Source organism: Brucella intermedia LMG 3301 (assembly GCF_000182645.1).
GTDB lineage: Bacteria > Pseudomonadota > Alphaproteobacteria > Rhizobiales > Rhizobiaceae > Brucella > Brucella intermedia.
Window position 1 is genome coordinate 1454322 of sequence record NZ_ACQA01000001.1, and the last position, 16905, is coordinate 1471226.

Consider the following 16905-nt stretch of genomic DNA (forward strand, 5'->3'; position numbering starts at 1 on the left):
CGATTAAAAAACTTAAAAATTGGTAACGAATTGCCGAACAGGTGATTTGTCCATTACAGCGGAATGGCCGTCATTGCTCTGAAGTGACTATCATAACTCGCTGATATTTCTGAATTTCTTTCCCGGCACGAACAGTCGGGAGCTGTGGGGACGATCAGCCACTGAACGTGACGTCAGCCTCGCACGGGAGAGCCGATCTCCCGAAACCAGGTAGGCCCGGCGAATGCGGGTCGCCAAACTGGTCAGGGAAATCGAGCTGGAGCAGACTGTTGAAATTTGCACATTCTACACACCGGACCTCCGGCAGGTTTCTATCAGGCAGCGTGGCTTTGCTTGCGCTTCTTGTCACGTCCTGCACGTCGACCGGCACAGGCCTTGACGGCAAGCCGCTGCAGATGACCTCCGCCTCCGACGGCTCCGTGATTGCGGATACATTGCAAAGCGCAGCCGATCAGACAGCCGAGGCGGCGACGACCTCGCCTGCGGAGGAGAAAAAGGCGGAAGCCGAGCCCGGTGAAACAAAGCCCGCCGTCGTGGCAGAGGCGGCAAACACCAATAACAAGGAGCAGGCGAAGCCAGCCCCAACTGCCGCACCCGCCGAGCAGCAGCAGACCCAGGTAGCAGCCCTCGCCCCGCAGCAGCCGAAGAGCACATCGCTTTTTGGCATGTTCGGCGGCAGCAAGCCCGCTGCACCTGAAGCGGCTCCAGTGGCAGAACAGCCTGCGGAAGCGCCTCCCGCCGAAACCGCGAAGAAGCCGCAGGAACCGGCAAAGGAAGAAAAGCCCGCCGAAGCAGCAGCGCCAGAACAGACCGCAGCGGCCAAACCTGCCGAAGCTGAAAAGCCTGTTCAGGTCGCTTCGCTCTTTGGCTCCACGAAGAGCGCTTACGCCTCGCCACAGCGCCCAACGGCCTCGCAAGGCAGCATTGCCCGGCTTTTCTCCGACGAATCGACCGGCACGCGATCCGACCGAGCCGAAAGCAGGAAGGTTGCTGTGGTGAAGCCTGTTTCGCCTTCCGCGAAGCATGATTACAATTATTCGCTGCCCGGCGTGCGTCCGAATGGCGGCATCGAAATCAAGCATCGCAACAGTCTCTATGACGATAGCGATATTGATGCGAACGAAGACGATGAATCGGCAAATCTGACGCTTGCTTCTGCTCCCGGCCTTGCGCGCCTTGCGCCCAACGGCCTGAAAGTGCAACGACAGACCGTGGATGTCGCCTGCCTCAAGCCCCAGCTCGTTTCCATGCTGAAAACCATGGAGCGTCATTTCCGCCGCCCGGTGATGGTGACTTCGGGCTACCGCAGCCCTTCCTATAACCGCAAGGTCAACGGCGCGCGGAAATCGCTCCATATGATCTGCGCCGCCGCCGACATCCAGATCGATGGCGTGTCCAAGTGGGAAATCGCGCGCTTCGCACGCTCCATGCCGGGACGTGGCGGCGTCGGCACCTACTGCCACACGACTTCGGTTCACGTCGATGTCGGGCCGGAGCGCGACTGGAACTGGCGCTGCAAGGGCTGACGAAGCGCCCTTACTCAATACCGAAGCCGGATCGCCCGATCCGGCTTTTTCTTTTGTCTTTATTTTTCAACCGAGTAACAAAATCGGCCGCAGGGATTTTCCCCATTTTTGCAGTACATTCGATTTTTTTCAGAAAAGTGTTTTTTGGGGCTTGCGAGTCAGAACCTTCCTCAATATAAGCCCACTCACACCAGCAACGGGCGCCCATCGTCTAGCGGTTAGGACGCCGCCCTTTCACGGCGGAAACAGGGGTTCGATTCCCCTTGGGCGTACCATTGCTGGTTTTTTCTTTTCCCCTTACAATTCAATCTGTTAGCACTCGATGTGCACTGGTTTGCGCTGTCAAAACTTATTCACAGACAAGTGAAAAAGGGGCTTGCATGTCGGAAATTTCCTGACTATAAGCGCCCCACACCAGCAACGGGCGCCCATCGTCTAGCGGTTAGGACGCCGCCCTTTCACGGCGGAAACAGGGGTTCGATTCCCCTTGGGCGTACCATTGCTGGTTTTTCTTTTCCCTCGAAATTGACGCAAATATTACTGGCTGAACTGCCAGGATGTTGCTACGCGCCGGACTGCAACCTTTTTGAAAGGACAGCATGATGCCGAAAGCAACAGCAATCGTTCCTACCACCCATGCCAGCCGTTACCTGCAGCAGCTCTGCAAGCATTGGGCGCACAAATTCGCGGTCGAATTCACTCCTGAACATGGCACGATCGATCTTGGCGAGAATCGTCTCGTGATTCTCGATGCCGATGCTGAAAAACTGACCACGACTGTCGAAACATCGGAAGAAAACCTTGCCCGCCTCGAAGAAGTCGTGGCGAGCCATGTGGTCCGCTTCGCTTTTCGCGAGGAACTCGTCTTCGAGTGGATAAGGCAATAGCAAAGGCGGCAGCGTTTACCCTATCCGTAAAATGCCCGCAAATTGCCCGGAATAGCCATTATCGCATCACAATCCGGGCAAATTCTCCCGCGAAATTCCTCCCAGTTTCAAATGACTGATTTGATGGGGAAGAATAATGACAAGCGAAACAAGAACCACCCTCACCTTTCTCGGCGCCGGCCTGGTTGCCGCGGCGATGGCCCTCGGTGCGGATATGAGCTGGGCCGACGTCATCAAGGCCCTGTTCTGACCGCCACCGCCTATATTGGCTGTTTCCGCGAAGCTGTCAGAAAAGCCTTTCGCATACGCGCCGAACTGCTCTACATCGGCGCATGATTTTTCAAACACCTCTGGTCACCGGCAGGCTGGAACGCCGCTACAAAAGATTTCTCGCCGACGTCACGCTGGATGACGGGCGGTTCATCACAGCGTCCGTGCCCAACACCGGTTCGATGCTCGGACTGACCGCTCCGGGTTCCCGCGTCTGGCTGAGTGTTTCGAATGCCCCTCACCGCAAATATGCCCATACGCTGCAGATTGTTGAGGCGGATAATACGCTGGTTGGCGTGAACACCGGCTTACCCAACAGAATCGCCGAGGAAGCGATCCTGAAAGGTCTCATTCCGCACCTTTCAGGATATGCCAGCCTCAAGCGCGAGCAGAAATATGGCCGGAATTCGCGCATTGATCTTCTGCTGGACGACGGCCCCCGCCAGCGAGCCTATGTCGAGGTCAAAAATGTACATTTCATTCGCACGCTCGGACTGGCGGAGTTCCCCGATACGGTGACGGCGCGCGGAGCGAAGCACCTTGAGGAACTGGTCGACGTGGTTGCCGCTGGTCATCGGGGCGTGATGCTGTTTATTATCCAGCGAAACGATTGCAGCAGATTCAGCATTTCCGGCGATCTCGATCCCACTTACGCACGCGCTTTTGAACATGCGCGTGCAAACGGGGTTGAGGCCTGGGCCGTTCGGTGCCACATAACGGATAACAGCATTGACGCCACTGAACTGGTGCCAATTGAATGATTAAGGTCTAAGACGGATCGAGTGATGGTAACCTATATCGAAGCGACAAGTGCACCCATGAAATATACGGGGCCAGATCAGGCTCTATGGCCCCGAGGCTTTCGAGGGTATGCGCACGGTCTGCAATCTGACGGCACGCTGTCTCGATGCCCTCAACGATATCGTCAAGCCGGGTGTGACCACCAACGAGATCGACCGTTTCGTGTTCGAGTTCGGCATGGATCACGGCGCGTTTCCGGCAACGCTGAACTATCGCGGCTATACGAAATCGACCTGCACGTCGATCAATCACGTCGTCTGCCACGGCATTCCTAACGACAAGCCGCTGCGCGAGGGCGATATCGTCAATATCGACGTCACCTATCTCCTTGACGGCTGGCACGGCGATTCCAGCCGCATGTATGCGGTAGGCGAAATCAAGCGCGCCGCCGAGCGGCTGCTGGAAGTCACCTATGAAAGCCTTTTGCGCGGGATCGCAGCCGTCAAGCCGGGCGCCAAGACCGGTGCAATCGGTGCGGCGATCCAGACCTATGCCGAAGGCGAGCGCTGTTCTGTCGTGCGCGATTTCTGCGGCCACGGCGTCGGACAACTGTTCCATGACGCACCAAATATCCTTCACTACGGCACGCCCAATGAAGGGGTGGAAATCAAGGAAGGCATGATCTTCACCATCGAGCCGATGATCAATCTCGGCAAACCGCATGTGAAGGTTCTAGCCGATGGCTGGACGGCCGTTACACGGGACCGGTCGCTGACGGCGCAATACGAACATACGGTCGGCGTCACGAAAGACGGCTGTGAGATATTCACTCTCTCCCCAGCCAACGTCTTCGGACCGCCTTCCATGAGATAATGTCGAAGTGATATCATCTCGATAATTGTCTGGTCTGTTTTTGCGGGGGTTTAAACAGTATGGCAAAGAGCAAGACCGAGGCGGGTAATGCGCAGATGCCCGGCTTCAGCGATACGCTGCAACTGACGCCAAAAATCGAAAAGCCACATTACGCCGGGCATCGCGATCGTCTCAAACAGCGTTTCAGGGAAACTCCCGACGCGCTGGCGGATTATGAATTGCTCGAAATGCTGCTGTTTCGCGCCATTCGGCGCGCGGACACCAAGCCACTCGCCAAGGCGCTTTTGACCCGGTTCGGCTCGATTGCCGAAGTGCTGGCCGCCCCCGAAAAACTGATCGCCGAAGTTCCCGGTGCCGGCCCTACCGTCGCGCATGAACTCAAGCTGGTGGAAGCTGTGGCCAAGCGAAGCGCTCGCAGCACTGTCATGGAGCGCGAGGTTCTGGGCTCATGGAACCAGGTGATCGAATATTGCACCACCGCCATGGCCTACGAGACCCGTGAGCAGTTCCGCATCCTGTTCCTCGACAAGAAGAACAAGATGATTGCCGATGAAGTGCAGCAGACCGGCACGGTCGATTATACGCCCGTCTATCCGCGCGAGGTCGTCAAACGGGCGCTGGAACTATCCGCGACCGCCATCATCCTGGTCCACAACCACCCGTCCGGCGACCCGACGCCATCACGCGCCGATATCGACATGACCAGGCAGCTCGTCAATGCCGCCAAGGCCCTCAACATCACGGTGCACGACCACGTTATCGTCGGAAAGCACGGTCATGCCAGCTTTCGCGGGTTGGGATTGATCTGACAGGGCATCCACCTCAAGCCGTTACCAATTGTTAAGCATAGCGCAAGGAATGGCTGCGCAATGCATGGAAATCGCTCGAATTTTCTTAAATTTGGACACAATCAGTGGTGAGACGGAAGCCAGAGCGAAGGCAAGGCCTTTCGATGGCAATAATGAATTCAGGCATGTTTCCCGCCAGCGTTCTTCGACGGGAAAATCGGAGTAAAAAATGTTGAAGCGTTCTATCACCGCAGTGGCGCTCGGCGCCGCAATCGTTGCTTTTGCAGGTTCGGCTTTCGCTGCCGACATGATGGGAGCAACGGACTATTCCTATAACGATCCGGTTGCCAGCGGTCCGCATGACTGGTCCGGCAACTATATCGGCGCACAGATCGGCGCTTCCTCGTCCAAGGTTCCCGGTCCCTTCACCAACCGCACCGGCGCTTTGGGCGGCGTTGTTGTCGGCAAAAACATGCAGAGCGGCAATGTCGTGTTCGGTGCGGAACTCGAAGGCAACTTCGCCGAAGCCGAGCATCGCATCGGCCATGGCGGCAGCCTCCAGCAGTCGTGGAACGGCAATGCCAAGGGCAAGGTCGGCTATGCATTCGACAAGACGCTGGTTTATGGCACGGCCGGCTACGGTGTGACCCGCTTCAAGGCCAAGGACAACACCACCTCGGCCCCCGGCTGGGAAGGCGGCGCACTGATCGGCGCCGGTGTCGAGCAGGCGCTGACCGGCCCGCTTTCCGTCAAGGCCGAGTATGACTTCCAGCGCTTCAGCGATGTGAAGTCCCGCGTCAACGGCGTGGAGCAGCGCAACAATCTGAAGAACCATTCGATCAAGGCTGGCCTGAACTACAAGTTCTAGACCTCTTGATCAGATGCGAAACTTCATTCTGTTTTCGCATCAAGCAATTCGCCTTTTGCACAAAGGGCTGCGTTTCACGGCGCAGCCCTTTCGTTTTGCATAAATTTATCTTCATTTCGCAGTCTGACTACGTCATCGGATGGCTTGACTCCGACAGGCACTCACCGCTTATAAATTGCGAGTGGATTGCGGGGAACAATAAGAGCGAAAAGTTCAACCATCATATCGGGAGGTTGTCTTACCTTGCCGTTTAATTCTCCCGCGCCTGAACACTTGGATATGTGGTTCTGCTTCCGCAGGCCATGCAGTCAGGAATGAAAGAATGCAGCGCGTTTTTGACGGACATAATGATGTCCTTCTGCGGCTTTGGGAAAATGCCCGCAAGGGCGAAGACCCGATCAGGGAATTTATCGACGGAACGGATAGCGGCCATATCGATCTCCCCCGCTCTCGTAAAGGCGGTCTCGCTGGCGGCATATGCGCCATTTACGTTCCCTCGGGCGAGCATATCGAACTAGGCAAGCCGGACGCCAATGGCCATTATGAAACGCCCCTTTCGCCACCGCTGGAACGCAGCCCCTCCCTCGACATCGCTCTCGATATGGCTGCCATTGCCCTCAAGCTGGAAGCCGCTGGCGGCTGGAAGCTCTGCCGCAATGGCCGCGACCTCGACGAGACGCTGGACAGCGACACATTCACCGCCGTGCTGCACATGGAAGGCTGCGAAGCCATCGATGAAGATCTGGCCGCGCTTGAAGTCTTTTACGCCGCGGGCCTGCGTTCGCTCGGACCTGTCTGGAGCCGCAACAATATCTTCGCTCACGGCGTTCCGTTCGCCTACCCGATGAGCCCGGATACCGGCCCTGGCCTGACGGATACGGGCAAGCGCCTCGTCAAGGCATGCAATGCCAAGGGCATTCTGATCGATCTGGCGCATATCACCGAAAAAGGCTTCTGGGATGTGGCGAAACTGAGCGATCAGCCGCTGGTTGCCAGCCATTCCAATGCGCACGCCCTCACTCCCGTCGCACGCAACCTGACCGACCGTCAGCTTGATGCCATTCGCGAGAGCAAAGGCCTTGCCGGACTGAACTACGCCACGACGATGCTGCGCGCCGATGCCAAGGAAGACGCCAACACACCGCTTTCCGATGTGGTGCGGCACGTGGATTACATGGTCGAACGGATGGGCATCGACTGTGTGGCGCTTGGTTCGGACTATGACGGCGCAACAATTCCAGCCGAAATCGGCGATGCGGCCGGCACGCAAAACCTTGTCGCAGCTTTGCGGAAAGCGGGATATGGTGAAGAAGAGCTGGCAAAAATTTGCCGGGGCAATTGGATACGCGTTTTGAAACAGGCCTGGCACGAAGCAGCGTGATCTCGAGCGCATCCTGTGAACGGTTATCGGAACAGGACGCGCAGGAACAAAGACAAAATCACAGGAAGGGAACTCTAACATGATGCATTTCGGACGTTTTCGTATTCTGGCTGCCGGTGCGGCACTTGCGGCCGTGCTGGCTGCAAATCCGGCCTGGTCCGCCACGCCAGCCGATACGCTGGTCCAGGCATGGGCCATCGACGACACGATCACGCTGGACCCGGCCGAGTCTTTCGAACTGAGCCCGGCTGAATTCATCGGTAACGCCTATGACATGCTCGTCCGTCTCGACATCAACGACACGTCGAAGGTCGTTCCGGGCGTCGCCGAAAGCTGGACCGTTTCCGATGACGGCCTCACCTATACGTTCAAGCTGAAGAAGGACATCAAGTTCGCTTCCGGCAACCCGATCACTTCTGCCGACGTTGCCTACTCCTTTGAGCGTGCCGTGCGTCTCGACAAGAGCCCGGCCTTCATCCTGACCCAGTTCGGCCTGACGAAGGATAACGTGAACGAAAAGGCGAAAGCCGTTGACGACAGCACCTTCGTTTTCACCGTCGACAAGCCTTATGCACCAAGCTTCGTGCTGAACTGCCTGACCGCGACCGTCGCCGCAGTCGTCGACAAGAAGCTTCTCGAAGAACATGCCGAGAAGGTGACCCCGACCGACGAGTACAAGTACGAAACCGATTACGCCAATGCATGGCTGAAAACCAAATCGGCAGGCTCCGGCCCGTTCGTGATCCGCGAATGGCGCGCCAATGAAGTCGTCATTCTGGAACGCAACGACAATTTCTATGGTGAAAAGGCCAACCTTAAGCGCGTCTTCTATCGTCACGTCAAGGAAAGCGCGACGCAGCGCCTGATGCTCGAATCCGGCGATGTCGATGTGGCGCGCAATCTGGAACCGGGCGACTACGAAGCTGTCCTGAAGAACGACAAGCTTTCCACGACCAGCGCCGCAAAGGGCACGGTCTATTACATCAGCCTCAACCAGAAGAACCCGAACCTCGCCAAGCCTGAAGTTCGCGAAGCTTTTAAATATCTGGTCGATTACGATGCAATCGGTTCGACGCTCATCAAGGGCATCGGCGAAATCCGCCAGACCTATCAGGCCAAGGGCGTTCTCGGCGCTCTCGATGCTGCGCCGTACAAGCTCGACGTCGCCAAGGCGAAGGAACTGCTTGCTAAGGCCGGTCTGAAGGACGGTCTTTCGGTTACGTTCGACGTGCGTAACGGTCAGCCGGTCACCGGCATTGCCGAATCCTTCCAGCAGACCGCTGCACAGGCCGGCGTGAAGATCGAAATCATCCCCGGCGACGGCAAGCAGACGCTGACCAAGTATCGCGCCCGTAACCACGATATGTATATCGGCCAGTGGGGCATGGACTATTGGGACCCCAATTCCAACGCTGAAGCTTTCACCAGCAACCCGGACAACAGCGACGACGCCTCGACCAAGACGCTTGCATGGCGCAACGCCTGGGACATTCCGGAGCTGACCAAGCAGACGCAGGCTGCTCTTCTGGAACGGGACAACGACAAGCGTGCCGAACAGTACAAGAAGCTGCAGCAGGAAGCGCTCGACCAGAGCCCGTTCGTCATGCTGTTCCAACAGGTTGAAGTCGCCGGCATTGGCGGCAATGTGAAGGGCTACAAGCTCGGCCCGACATTCGACTCCAACTTCCTGGCGAACGTCAGCAAGGAATAGTCGGCCATGCTTCGGCGTGTGGAAACAACCACGTGCTGAAACGGCTTTAAATCAACGGGATGGAGCGGTTTTCTGAATCAAAAAGGAAAGCCGCTCCACGAAATTTTCAGCGCTGCCGATCCGGCTTTCCGGAGCGACAGATGTCCTGAAACGCTCTCTGAGCCTGAAACAAAAGGCGGCATGAGTGTGCGAGAATGATGATTTTTGAGTTCCGCGACGGAGTGTACTGGAAGGTACGTCAGCACGGGACGTAAAAAGTTGCCATTTGCAGCCACTCAAGGCGCGACCTTTGAAACAGTCTCTCACTGTCGGAAGCGGTCAAAACATTGAGTAACACTGTCACTACCAAAAAGGTAAGGCGAGCGCCGCGGCGTTCAACGGCCCTTGCCGCGTCGATAGCCAGTTTTCTGGGTATCGTCATCACGACCTATCTGGGCCTTCTGGCCGTAACTTTTTTCATCGGCCGCGTTGTGCCGATTGACCCCGTGCTTGCCATCGTTGGCGACCGCGCTCCAGCGCATGTCGTCGCCCGTGTGCGGGAAGAAATGGGCTTCAACCTGCCCTATTACCAGCAGTTCTTTCTCTACGTGAAGGGCGTGCTGCAGGGCGATTTCGGCACCTCGGTACTGACCACCAACCCCGTCATGACCGATATTCGCCGCGTTTTCCCGGCTACGATGGAACTCGCCACTGTCGGCACGATCATCGGCGCCCTGTTCGGCATTCCGCTCGGCGTTCTCGCTGCGGTCAAGCGCGGCAGCATTGTCGACCAGATCGTGCGCGTGATTGGCCTTGTCGGCTATTCGGTGCCAATCTTCTGGCTCGGCATGCTTGCGCTTCTGATCTTCTATGCACGGCTCGGCTGGACCTCTGGTCCCGGTCGCATCGACATCACATTTGAATATACCTTCACCCCGATCACCGGTTTCTACCTGATCGACGCGATCCTCCAGCGCGACTGGCCAGCCCTCAAGGATATTGTCTCCCACCTTATCCTGCCATCCGTGCTGCTCGGCTATTTCTCGCTTGCCTATATCAGCCGCATGACCCGTTCCTTCATGCTCAACGAACTGGAACAGGAATATATCATCGCAGCCCGCGCCAAGGGCATTTCGGAAACCCGCATCATCTGGGGCCACGCACTGCGCAACGCCGCCGTGCCGCTGGTGACCGTGATCGCGCTTTCCTATGCCGGACTTCTGGAAGGTTCGGTGCTGACCGAAACCATCTTCTCCTGGCCAGGCCTCGGACTCTACATCACCAATTCACTGCAAAACGCTGATATGAATGCCGTTCTGGGTGGCACCATCGTCATCGGGTCGGTCTTTATCGCGCTCAACCTCGTGTCCGATCTTCTCTATCGGCTTCTCGATCCAAGGACGCGCGCACGATGAGCCAAATGACAGATATTTCCAACCTCTCATGGCGTGAATGGCTGCTTACGGAGCGACCACAGTCACGCACACAAGCCCGCCTCGGCCGTGCCTATATGGTCTGGCGACGCTTCACCGCCAACAAGCTGGCCGTCCTTGGCCTCCTCATCATCATCGGCCTTCTTGTCGTTGCAGCCCTGGCCGATGTGCTGGCGCCGCATTCGCCGGTCGCCGGCGATCTGGCCAATGCACGTCTCTTGCCGCCGGGGTCGCCCGGCTATCTGCTCGGCACTGACGATCAGGGCCGCGATATTCTTTCGCGTCTGATCTATGGCTCCCGCCTTACCCTTTATGTGGTGCTGCTGGTCGCCATCATCGCAGCGCCCATCGGCCTTCTGGTCGGCACGGTCGCGGGCTATGCAGGTGGCTGGGTGGATGCCGTGCTGATGCGCATCACCGACATCTTCCTCGCCTTCCCGAAGCTCATCCTGGCACTGGCCTTCGTTGCCGCTCTCGGACCGGGCATCGAAAATGCCATCATCGCCATCGCCATCACTTCGTGGCCGCCCTATGCGCGTATTGCGCGTGCGGAAACGCTCACGGTGCGCAATTCGGATTATATCTCCGCCGTCCGTTTGATGGGCGCCTCGCCTATCCGCATCGTCGTGCGCCACATCATGCCGCTCTGCACATCGTCACTGATCGTGCGTGTAACGCTCGACATGGCAGGCATCATCCTTACCGCCGCTGGTCTCGGCTTCCTGGGCCTCGGCGCACAGCCGCCTCTGCCTGAATGGGGTGCGATGATCGCTTCCGGCCGCCGCTTCATTCTCGACCAGTGGTGGGTTGCCGCCATGCCGGGTATCGCGATCCTCATCGTCAGCCTCGGCTTCAATCTTCTGGGCGATGGCCTGCGCGATGCGCTCGATCCGCGGGGTAACAACCAATGAAGCCTCTTCTGACTGTCGAAGACCTGCGCGTCACCTTCCCGACCCGCACGGGTGCAATCGAGGCCGTGCGCGGCGTCAGCTTCGAACTGGGGCGTGAACGCCTCGGCATCGTGGGCGAATCCGGTTCCGGCAAGTCGCAGACCGGCCGCGCCATCATGGGGCTGACCCCGCCGCATGCGAAGATCACCGCCAAAAAACTCGAGTTTGACGGCATCGATCTTCTGAACGCACCGGCACGCGAACGCCGCGCTTTGCGCGGCGGACGCATCGCCATGGTTTTGCAGGACCCGAAATACTCGCTCAACCCTGTGATGACCATCGGCAAGCAGATTGCCGAAACGCTGAAGGCCCACGGCAAGTTCAGCAGTGAAGAAATCCGCAGGCGCTCCATCGCAATGCTGGAAGCCGTGCAGATTCGCGATGCTGAACGGGTTATGAGCCTCTATCCGCACGAAGTTTCAGGCGGCATGGGCCAGCGCGTCATGATTGCCATGATGCTGGTTGCCGAACCGGAAATGCTGATCGCCGACGAGCCGACTTCGGCGCTCGACGTTACGGTCCAGCTTGAAGTGCTCGGCATCCTCGACAAGCTGGTTGCCGAACGCGGCATGGGTCTGATCTTCGTCAGCCACGACCTGCGCCTCGTTTCCTCCTTCTGCGACCGCGTCATCGTGATGTATGCGGGCAAGATCGTGGAGGAAATCGCGGCCAAGGACCTCGCCAATGCCAAACACCCCTATACGCAAGGATTGCTGAACTGCATGCCGAAAATCGGAGCCGACCGCCATCCCCTGCCAACCTTGCAGCGTGAGGAGGCATGGAAGCTATGACCGGTAAAGCTATGAGCACGGCATCTGCACTGAGCGTCGACAATATCGACGTCTATTTCGACCACTTCCATGCACTGAAATCGGTCAGCATCGAAGTGGCCCGAGGCGAATCCTACGGCCTTGTGGGTGAATCCGGTTCGGGAAAATCCACCCTGTTGCGCGCTGTTGCGGGATTGGCGCCTGTCGAGGACGGCGAAATCCGTATCGACGGGCAATTGCTGAAGACACCGCGTGACAAGGCGTTCTACCGCAATGTCCAGATGGTGTTTCAGGACCCTTACGGCTCGCTGCATCCGCGCCAGACGGTGGACCGACTGTTGCTGGAACCGCTCGCCATCCATAGCGTCGACGATACGGAACAGCGCATCGTGAAGGCGCTCGATGAAGTCGGCCTCGGTTCCGGCTTCCGCTTTCGCTATCCGCACCAGCTTTCGGGTGGCCAGCGCCAGCGCATCGCCATTGCTCGCGCCCTGATCGTCGAGCCCAGCATATTGCTGCTCGACGAGCCGACCTCCGCGCTCGATGCTTCGGTTCAGGCGGAAGTGCTGAACCTGCTCGAACAGGTTCGGCGCGACCGCAACCTTACATTCGTGATGGTCAGCCACGACCTTGGCGTCGTCACCCATATGTGCGACCGGCTTGCCGTCATGCGCAATGGAGAGGTCGTGGAACAGTTGCAGGCAAACGATCTTGTCAGCGGCAATATCCATGCCGACTATACGAAGAACCTGATGCGGGCGAGCGAAGGCTTCCGCAGGTAGAGCAGAAGCGGTCCGTTTCAGGATACGCTAAAAACAAAGGGGACCTCGGGGCCCCCTTTTTCATTGCATCAATCGTCGGACTTACGCGGCGTGTCGCCATCCTGCCCGCGCCGCCAATAGGCGACGATCAACTGCCGATCCTTCGGAATATTGCGTTCCTTGCGCATATAGGTGCGGATCGACCGGAAAGCGTTGAACTCACAACCGACCCAGACGTAAATATCGTCTTGGCCTTCCGGCAATTCGACCGCCCGCACGGCATCCTGCAACAAGGTCGTCGTTCCGGCTTCCGCGCCATTGCGGTCCAGCCACTGCACATCGATATCGGCGCGCGAAAAAAGTTCCTGCTCTTCCTCTGCGCTGCCGATCTCGACCCGCACGACCGCCTTGGTTCCTTCCGGCAACCGTTCCAGAATGCGCCCGATGGCAGGCAGAGCGGTTTCGTCTCCGGCGAGCAGATACCACTTCGCATCACCTGCATCGCCGCCCCCGGGACCTGTCATGCCAACAATATCGCCCGGCTTGGCGCCGAGGGCCCAACCGGAACCCGGTGCGTCGCAATCATCGCCGTGAACGACCATATCGATATCCACCCATCCGGCGACGGTATCGATGTTGCGGATCGTGTAGACACGTGTCGCAAGCTTGGCTGCGCCTTCAGGCCAGACCGGACGACCATCTTCACCGGTTGTGGGCCATTGCGGCTTTGCCAGGCCTTCGGGCGGAAACAGAAGGCGGATATGGAGCCCCAGCTGCGAGAAGCGGAACAGGTTTTCGCCTTTCAGGCGAACGCGCCGCATGTGCGGTGTTACATTCGACACCGAGACGACCTGCATCTCGCGGAAATAGGGCAGCGGCAGTCCGGCAGCCCCATCGCCTTCCCAGATGATTTTCGGTTCGGCGCTGCCCTTGTCAAGAAACTCCAGCACATGTTCGGCAATGGAATATTTCATATAGGCAAGGCCAGTTTCGTCCTCGCTGGAGACATCGACGCTGACCGTTTCATCGTCCCACTGCACATCCGCCTGACCGAAGCTCAGCACCAGCTTTGCCCTGCTGCCCTGACGGTGCACGTCGGCATGCTCGACGAAATGATCGAGAAGCTGATTGACCACATGACCGGCGTTGGTAAGCGCAAAGCGGGTATTGGCGTTGAGTTCGGACATGCCCCGTCCTCCTTTGGGAAACAATTTCCCCAGCCTTACCCGAATATAACATGACTATTCAAGTCATCATTTTGGCTTGAACCCGCAATAAATCGTGACGGGCAGTGCCTGCCGCCAGACATCGAAGGAACCGAGCGCCCCAGCCTGCGCAACCGACAATCGCGTCAGTTCTCCGCCGTACTTTTCACGCCAGTTGAAAAGCAGCATTTCGCTTTGCAGAGTCACTGCGTTGGCAACCAGCCTGCCCCCCGGATTCAAGGCGTTCCAGCAAGCTTCCAGCACACCGTCATCCGTTACCCCGCCGCCGATGAAGATCGCGTCTGGCGCTTCCAAGCCTGCCAACGCCAAGGGCGCCTCCCCCCTGACCAGCTGCAATCCGGGAACGCCCAGTGCGGCGCGATTTCGCTCGATCATCGCCTGTCGCTGTTCGCTGGCCTCAATGGCAATCACACGACACGAGGGATGAACACGCATCCATTCGATGCCAATCGAACCACAACCGGCGCCGACATCCCATAGCAGTTGATGCGGCAAAGGCTGCAATCGCGACAGCGTGACGGCACGAATGTCGCGCTTGGTCAGTTGGCCATCATTCTCGAACGCCTCATCGGGAAGACCAGCGACCGGCGAAAACACGTTCGCTTCCGGTGCAGCGATGCATTCGATTGCCAGAACATTCAGATCGGCGCATCGCCCGTGCGACCAGTTTTCGGCGATATCCTGCACCCGGTGTTCCTTGGAGCCATCAATATGCTCAAGAACAGTCATGCGGCTTTGGCCAAACCCCTTGCCCTTGAGCATTGCCGCCGCTTTTGCTGGCGTCGTACCGTCATTGCTGAGCACCAAGAGCTTCTCGCCGGGCAGGATATGCGGTTGCAGCAATTCAAACGGACGACCGTGCACGCTGACTGTGCGGACATCCTGGAGCGGCCAGCCCATCCGCGCCGCAGCCAGTGAAAGCGACGACGGATGTGGCAGAACCAGCATTTCTTCCGGCGAAAAATGCCGGGCCAAGGTTGCACCCACGCCAAAAAACATCGGATCGCCGCTTGCCAGCACAATGACAGGCTGGCCGCGATAGGCCTCGATCATCCCGATAGCTTCGTCGAATGGAGACGGCCAGGCCACGCGCTGGGCTTTGATAGCATCGTTCAGAAAATCCAGATGGCGTCTGCCGCCGAAAATGGCCTTGGCCGAAGCAATAGCCGCAAGCGCGGTTTTTCCAAGCCCATCAAACCCGTCTTCACCGATCCCGATCACTGTCAGCCAGCGTGCCATGCGCGATGCTCCTTTTCCCGAGTTCGTAGAGCATTTTGCAGTCAGGTGAAATCGCCTGACTTCGCATAAATGCGGCAAAACAAACGGATAGAGCGGAAGGGCGAACGAATGTGAGGCATTTCGCTCTGTCGCGGACAGTAGCAAGTGCATGCGGCAAGGCGTATAAGACTGAAATGCCGAGCAATCCGATCACCAATTCGCTGCAAGCCCAACCCGACAGGCGCAACGCCTGCCCGGGCCTCTCGCGCATGGTGATGGCAAAAGACGGTGCGATTGCCCGTATTAAACTGCGGCTCGGTCGCCTGTCAGCCGATCAGGCACGTTCAATTGCAGCAATAGCTGAACGTTTCGATGCAGGCGCCATAGAGCTGTCGATTCGCTCCAATATCCAGCTGCGCGGTATCGCGCCCGAACATTGGGATAATGTTGTCGCCGCGCTGCACGACGCCGGCCTTGGAGCAGAAAACTCCGGTGCTGATGATATTCGCAACGTGATGGTCAGCCCCACCGCTGGTATTGACGGGGACCAGATAGTCGACGTCACCGAACTGGCCTCATCCGTGCTGGATATGTTGCAGGCGAATGAGGCTTTTCATGCCCTGTCGCCGAAATTCTCTTTGCAGATTGACGGTGGCGAGGACTGCGCCATGATTTCCCATCCGGGCGATATCTGGCTTTCGGCGATGGATCAGGAAACCTTTGCCTTTGGCCTTGCTTCGTCACCTGACAAGCCAGCGCTGGGTGCCATAGAAGCGCAACGCGCCCTGTCCTTCATCGAAGCTATACTGCAAAGTTTCTTGCGTTACGGCAGCTTTGCGCGGATGAAACATCTGTTCGAGGCCGTTTCGCCATCGGATTTTCTGGCAAGTTTGGACAAAGAACTCCCTTTTACCATCCACCCGGCAACCGGCTGGAAGCGCAAGGCGCCGACACCGTTTTCGCATCTCGGTCACCGTCAGCAATCTGATGGTTCATTTTATATCGGTGCCATGCCGCTTTTGGGACGACTGACACCACACCAACTCACGGAGCTGGCAAACCTCTCCGACAACGGAAGGTGTGAGTTGCGGCTTACGCCATGGCAAGGCGTTATTCTCCCTTATGTAAGCGAAACCCAGATTGGTGAAGTAGCCGAAAAACTGCATTTGCTTGGCCTCGAAGCCTCTGCCGAATCGCCACATGCGCGGCTCCGTGCCTGTTCGGGCTCCAATGGCTGCGCATCCGCGCTCGCTGACACTCAGGCCGATGGCGGTAAGCTGGCGACACGTTTAAGTCCGGGAACCTCATCCGTGCATATCACGGGATGCGCCAAATCATGCGCCGCACTTGCACCATTGCCACACACGCTGCTGGCGCGCTCGGCAGGCCGCTATGATCTCTATACGCAGGAGCTGTTTCCGCAAGACGGGGCTGGACCATCGCGCTTCGGGCGGCTATTGGCGACGGATATCACCATTGACGAAGCGGCGCACCTTCTGAACGCCCGACACTGAGAGCGGCCA

14 protein-coding genes, 2 tRNA genes and 1 pseudogene are annotated in these 16905 nt (G+C 58.0%); 15 read left to right on the forward strand and 2 right to left on the reverse strand.

Annotated elements, in window-relative coordinates:
* Window positions 1-269 precede the first annotated feature (269 nt).
* The 14 genes and pseudogenes from OINT_RS06970 to OINT_RS07035 all read left to right on the forward strand — a co-directional run bounded on the left by OINT_RS06970 (window position 270) and on the right by OINT_RS07035 (window position 12959).
* Window positions 270-1526 carry a YcbK family protein gene (locus tag OINT_RS06970; RefSeq protein WP_036564508.1) on the forward strand — a complete coding sequence of 419 codons (1257 nt, stop codon included), beginning with the start codon at window positions 270-272 and terminating at the stop codon, window positions 1524-1526.
* Between the two features lie 200 nt (window positions 1527-1726).
* A tRNA-Glu gene (locus OINT_RS06975) sits at window positions 1727-1801 on the forward strand.
* Between the two features lie 149 nt (window positions 1802-1950).
* Window positions 1951-2025: transfer RNA gene (locus OINT_RS06980), tRNA-Glu, on the forward strand.
* Window positions 2026-2128: 103 nt separating this feature from the next.
* A complete protein-coding gene (locus tag OINT_RS06985; RefSeq protein WP_006470295.1) occupies window positions 2129-2413 on the forward strand; it encodes a DUF2218 domain-containing protein in 285 nt (94 codons plus the stop codon).
* A gap of 332 nt (window positions 2414-2745) precedes the next feature.
* Entirely contained in the window at window positions 2746-3444 is a 699-nt protein-coding gene (gene sfsA / locus OINT_RS06990) for a DNA/RNA nuclease SfsA (RefSeq protein ID WP_006467073.1), read from the forward strand.
* A gap of 24 nt (window positions 3445-3468) precedes the next feature.
* Window positions 3469-4297: pseudogene (map, locus tag OINT_RS06995) on the forward strand (type I methionyl aminopeptidase).
* A gap of 59 nt (window positions 4298-4356) precedes the next feature.
* Window positions 4357-5106, forward strand: a complete 750-nt coding sequence (gene radC, locus OINT_RS07000; RefSeq protein ID WP_006467075.1) for a RadC family protein — start codon at window positions 4357-4359, stop codon at window positions 5104-5106.
* Window positions 5107-5314: 208 nt separating this feature from the next.
* Entirely contained in the window at window positions 5315-5953 is a 639-nt protein-coding gene (locus OINT_RS07005) for an outer membrane protein (RefSeq protein WP_006467076.1), read from the forward strand.
* A gap of 322 nt (window positions 5954-6275) precedes the next feature.
* Window positions 6276-7334, forward strand: coding sequence for a dipeptidase (locus tag OINT_RS07010; RefSeq protein ID WP_006467077.1), 1059 nt, complete (start codon window positions 6276-6278; stop codon window positions 7332-7334).
* A gap of 79 nt (window positions 7335-7413) precedes the next feature.
* Window positions 7414-9045 carry an ABC transporter substrate-binding protein gene (locus tag OINT_RS07015; protein WP_006467078.1) on the forward strand — a complete coding sequence of 544 codons (1632 nt, stop codon included), beginning with the start codon at window positions 7414-7416 and terminating at the stop codon, window positions 9043-9045.
* A 326-nt stretch (window positions 9046-9371) separates the two neighbouring features.
* Window positions 9372-10439, forward strand: coding sequence for an ABC transporter permease (locus OINT_RS07020; RefSeq protein WP_006467079.1), 1068 nt, complete (start codon window positions 9372-9374; stop codon window positions 10437-10439).
* The gene (nikC, locus tag OINT_RS07025) at window positions 10436-11368 is read left to right on the forward strand and encodes a nickel transporter permease (protein ID WP_006467080.1); all 933 of its coding nucleotides are present in this window, start codon (window positions 10436-10438) and stop codon (window positions 11366-11368) included. The genes OINT_RS07020 and nikC overlap by 4 nt, the downstream gene beginning before the upstream one ends.
* On the forward strand, window positions 11365-12198 hold the full coding sequence (locus OINT_RS07030) for an ABC transporter ATP-binding protein (protein WP_006467081.1): 834 nt from the start codon (window positions 11365-11367) through the stop codon (window positions 12196-12198). Before nikC ends, OINT_RS07030 begins: the two co-directional genes overlap by 4 nt.
* On the forward strand, window positions 12195-12959 hold the full coding sequence (locus OINT_RS07035) for an ABC transporter ATP-binding protein (RefSeq protein ID WP_006470293.1): 765 nt from the start codon (window positions 12195-12197) through the stop codon (window positions 12957-12959). Before OINT_RS07030 ends, OINT_RS07035 begins: the two co-directional genes overlap by 4 nt.
* A gap of 68 nt (window positions 12960-13027) precedes the next feature.
* Here OINT_RS07035 and OINT_RS07040 read toward each other — a convergent pair whose 3' ends face one another.
* Complete coding sequence (locus OINT_RS07040) at window positions 13028-14125, reverse strand: siderophore-interacting protein (RefSeq protein ID WP_006470292.1); 1098 nt, start codon at window positions 14123-14125, stop codon at window positions 13028-13030.
* Between the two features lie 66 nt (window positions 14126-14191).
* The gene (locus OINT_RS07045) at window positions 14192-15403 is read right to left on the reverse strand and encodes a bifunctional cobalt-precorrin-7 (C(5))-methyltransferase/cobalt-precorrin-6B (C(15))-methyltransferase (RefSeq protein WP_006470291.1); all 1212 of its coding nucleotides are present in this window, start codon (window positions 15401-15403) and stop codon (window positions 14192-14194) included.
* Window positions 15404-15576: 173 nt separating this feature from the next.
* Between OINT_RS07045 and cobG the strand changes: the two genes are divergently transcribed.
* Window positions 15577-16896 (forward strand): precorrin-3B synthase, encoded by a 1320-nt coding sequence (gene cobG / locus OINT_RS07050; protein ID WP_006470290.1) that lies wholly within the window; start codon window positions 15577-15579, stop codon window positions 16894-16896.
* Window positions 16897-16905: the final 9 nt, after the last annotated feature.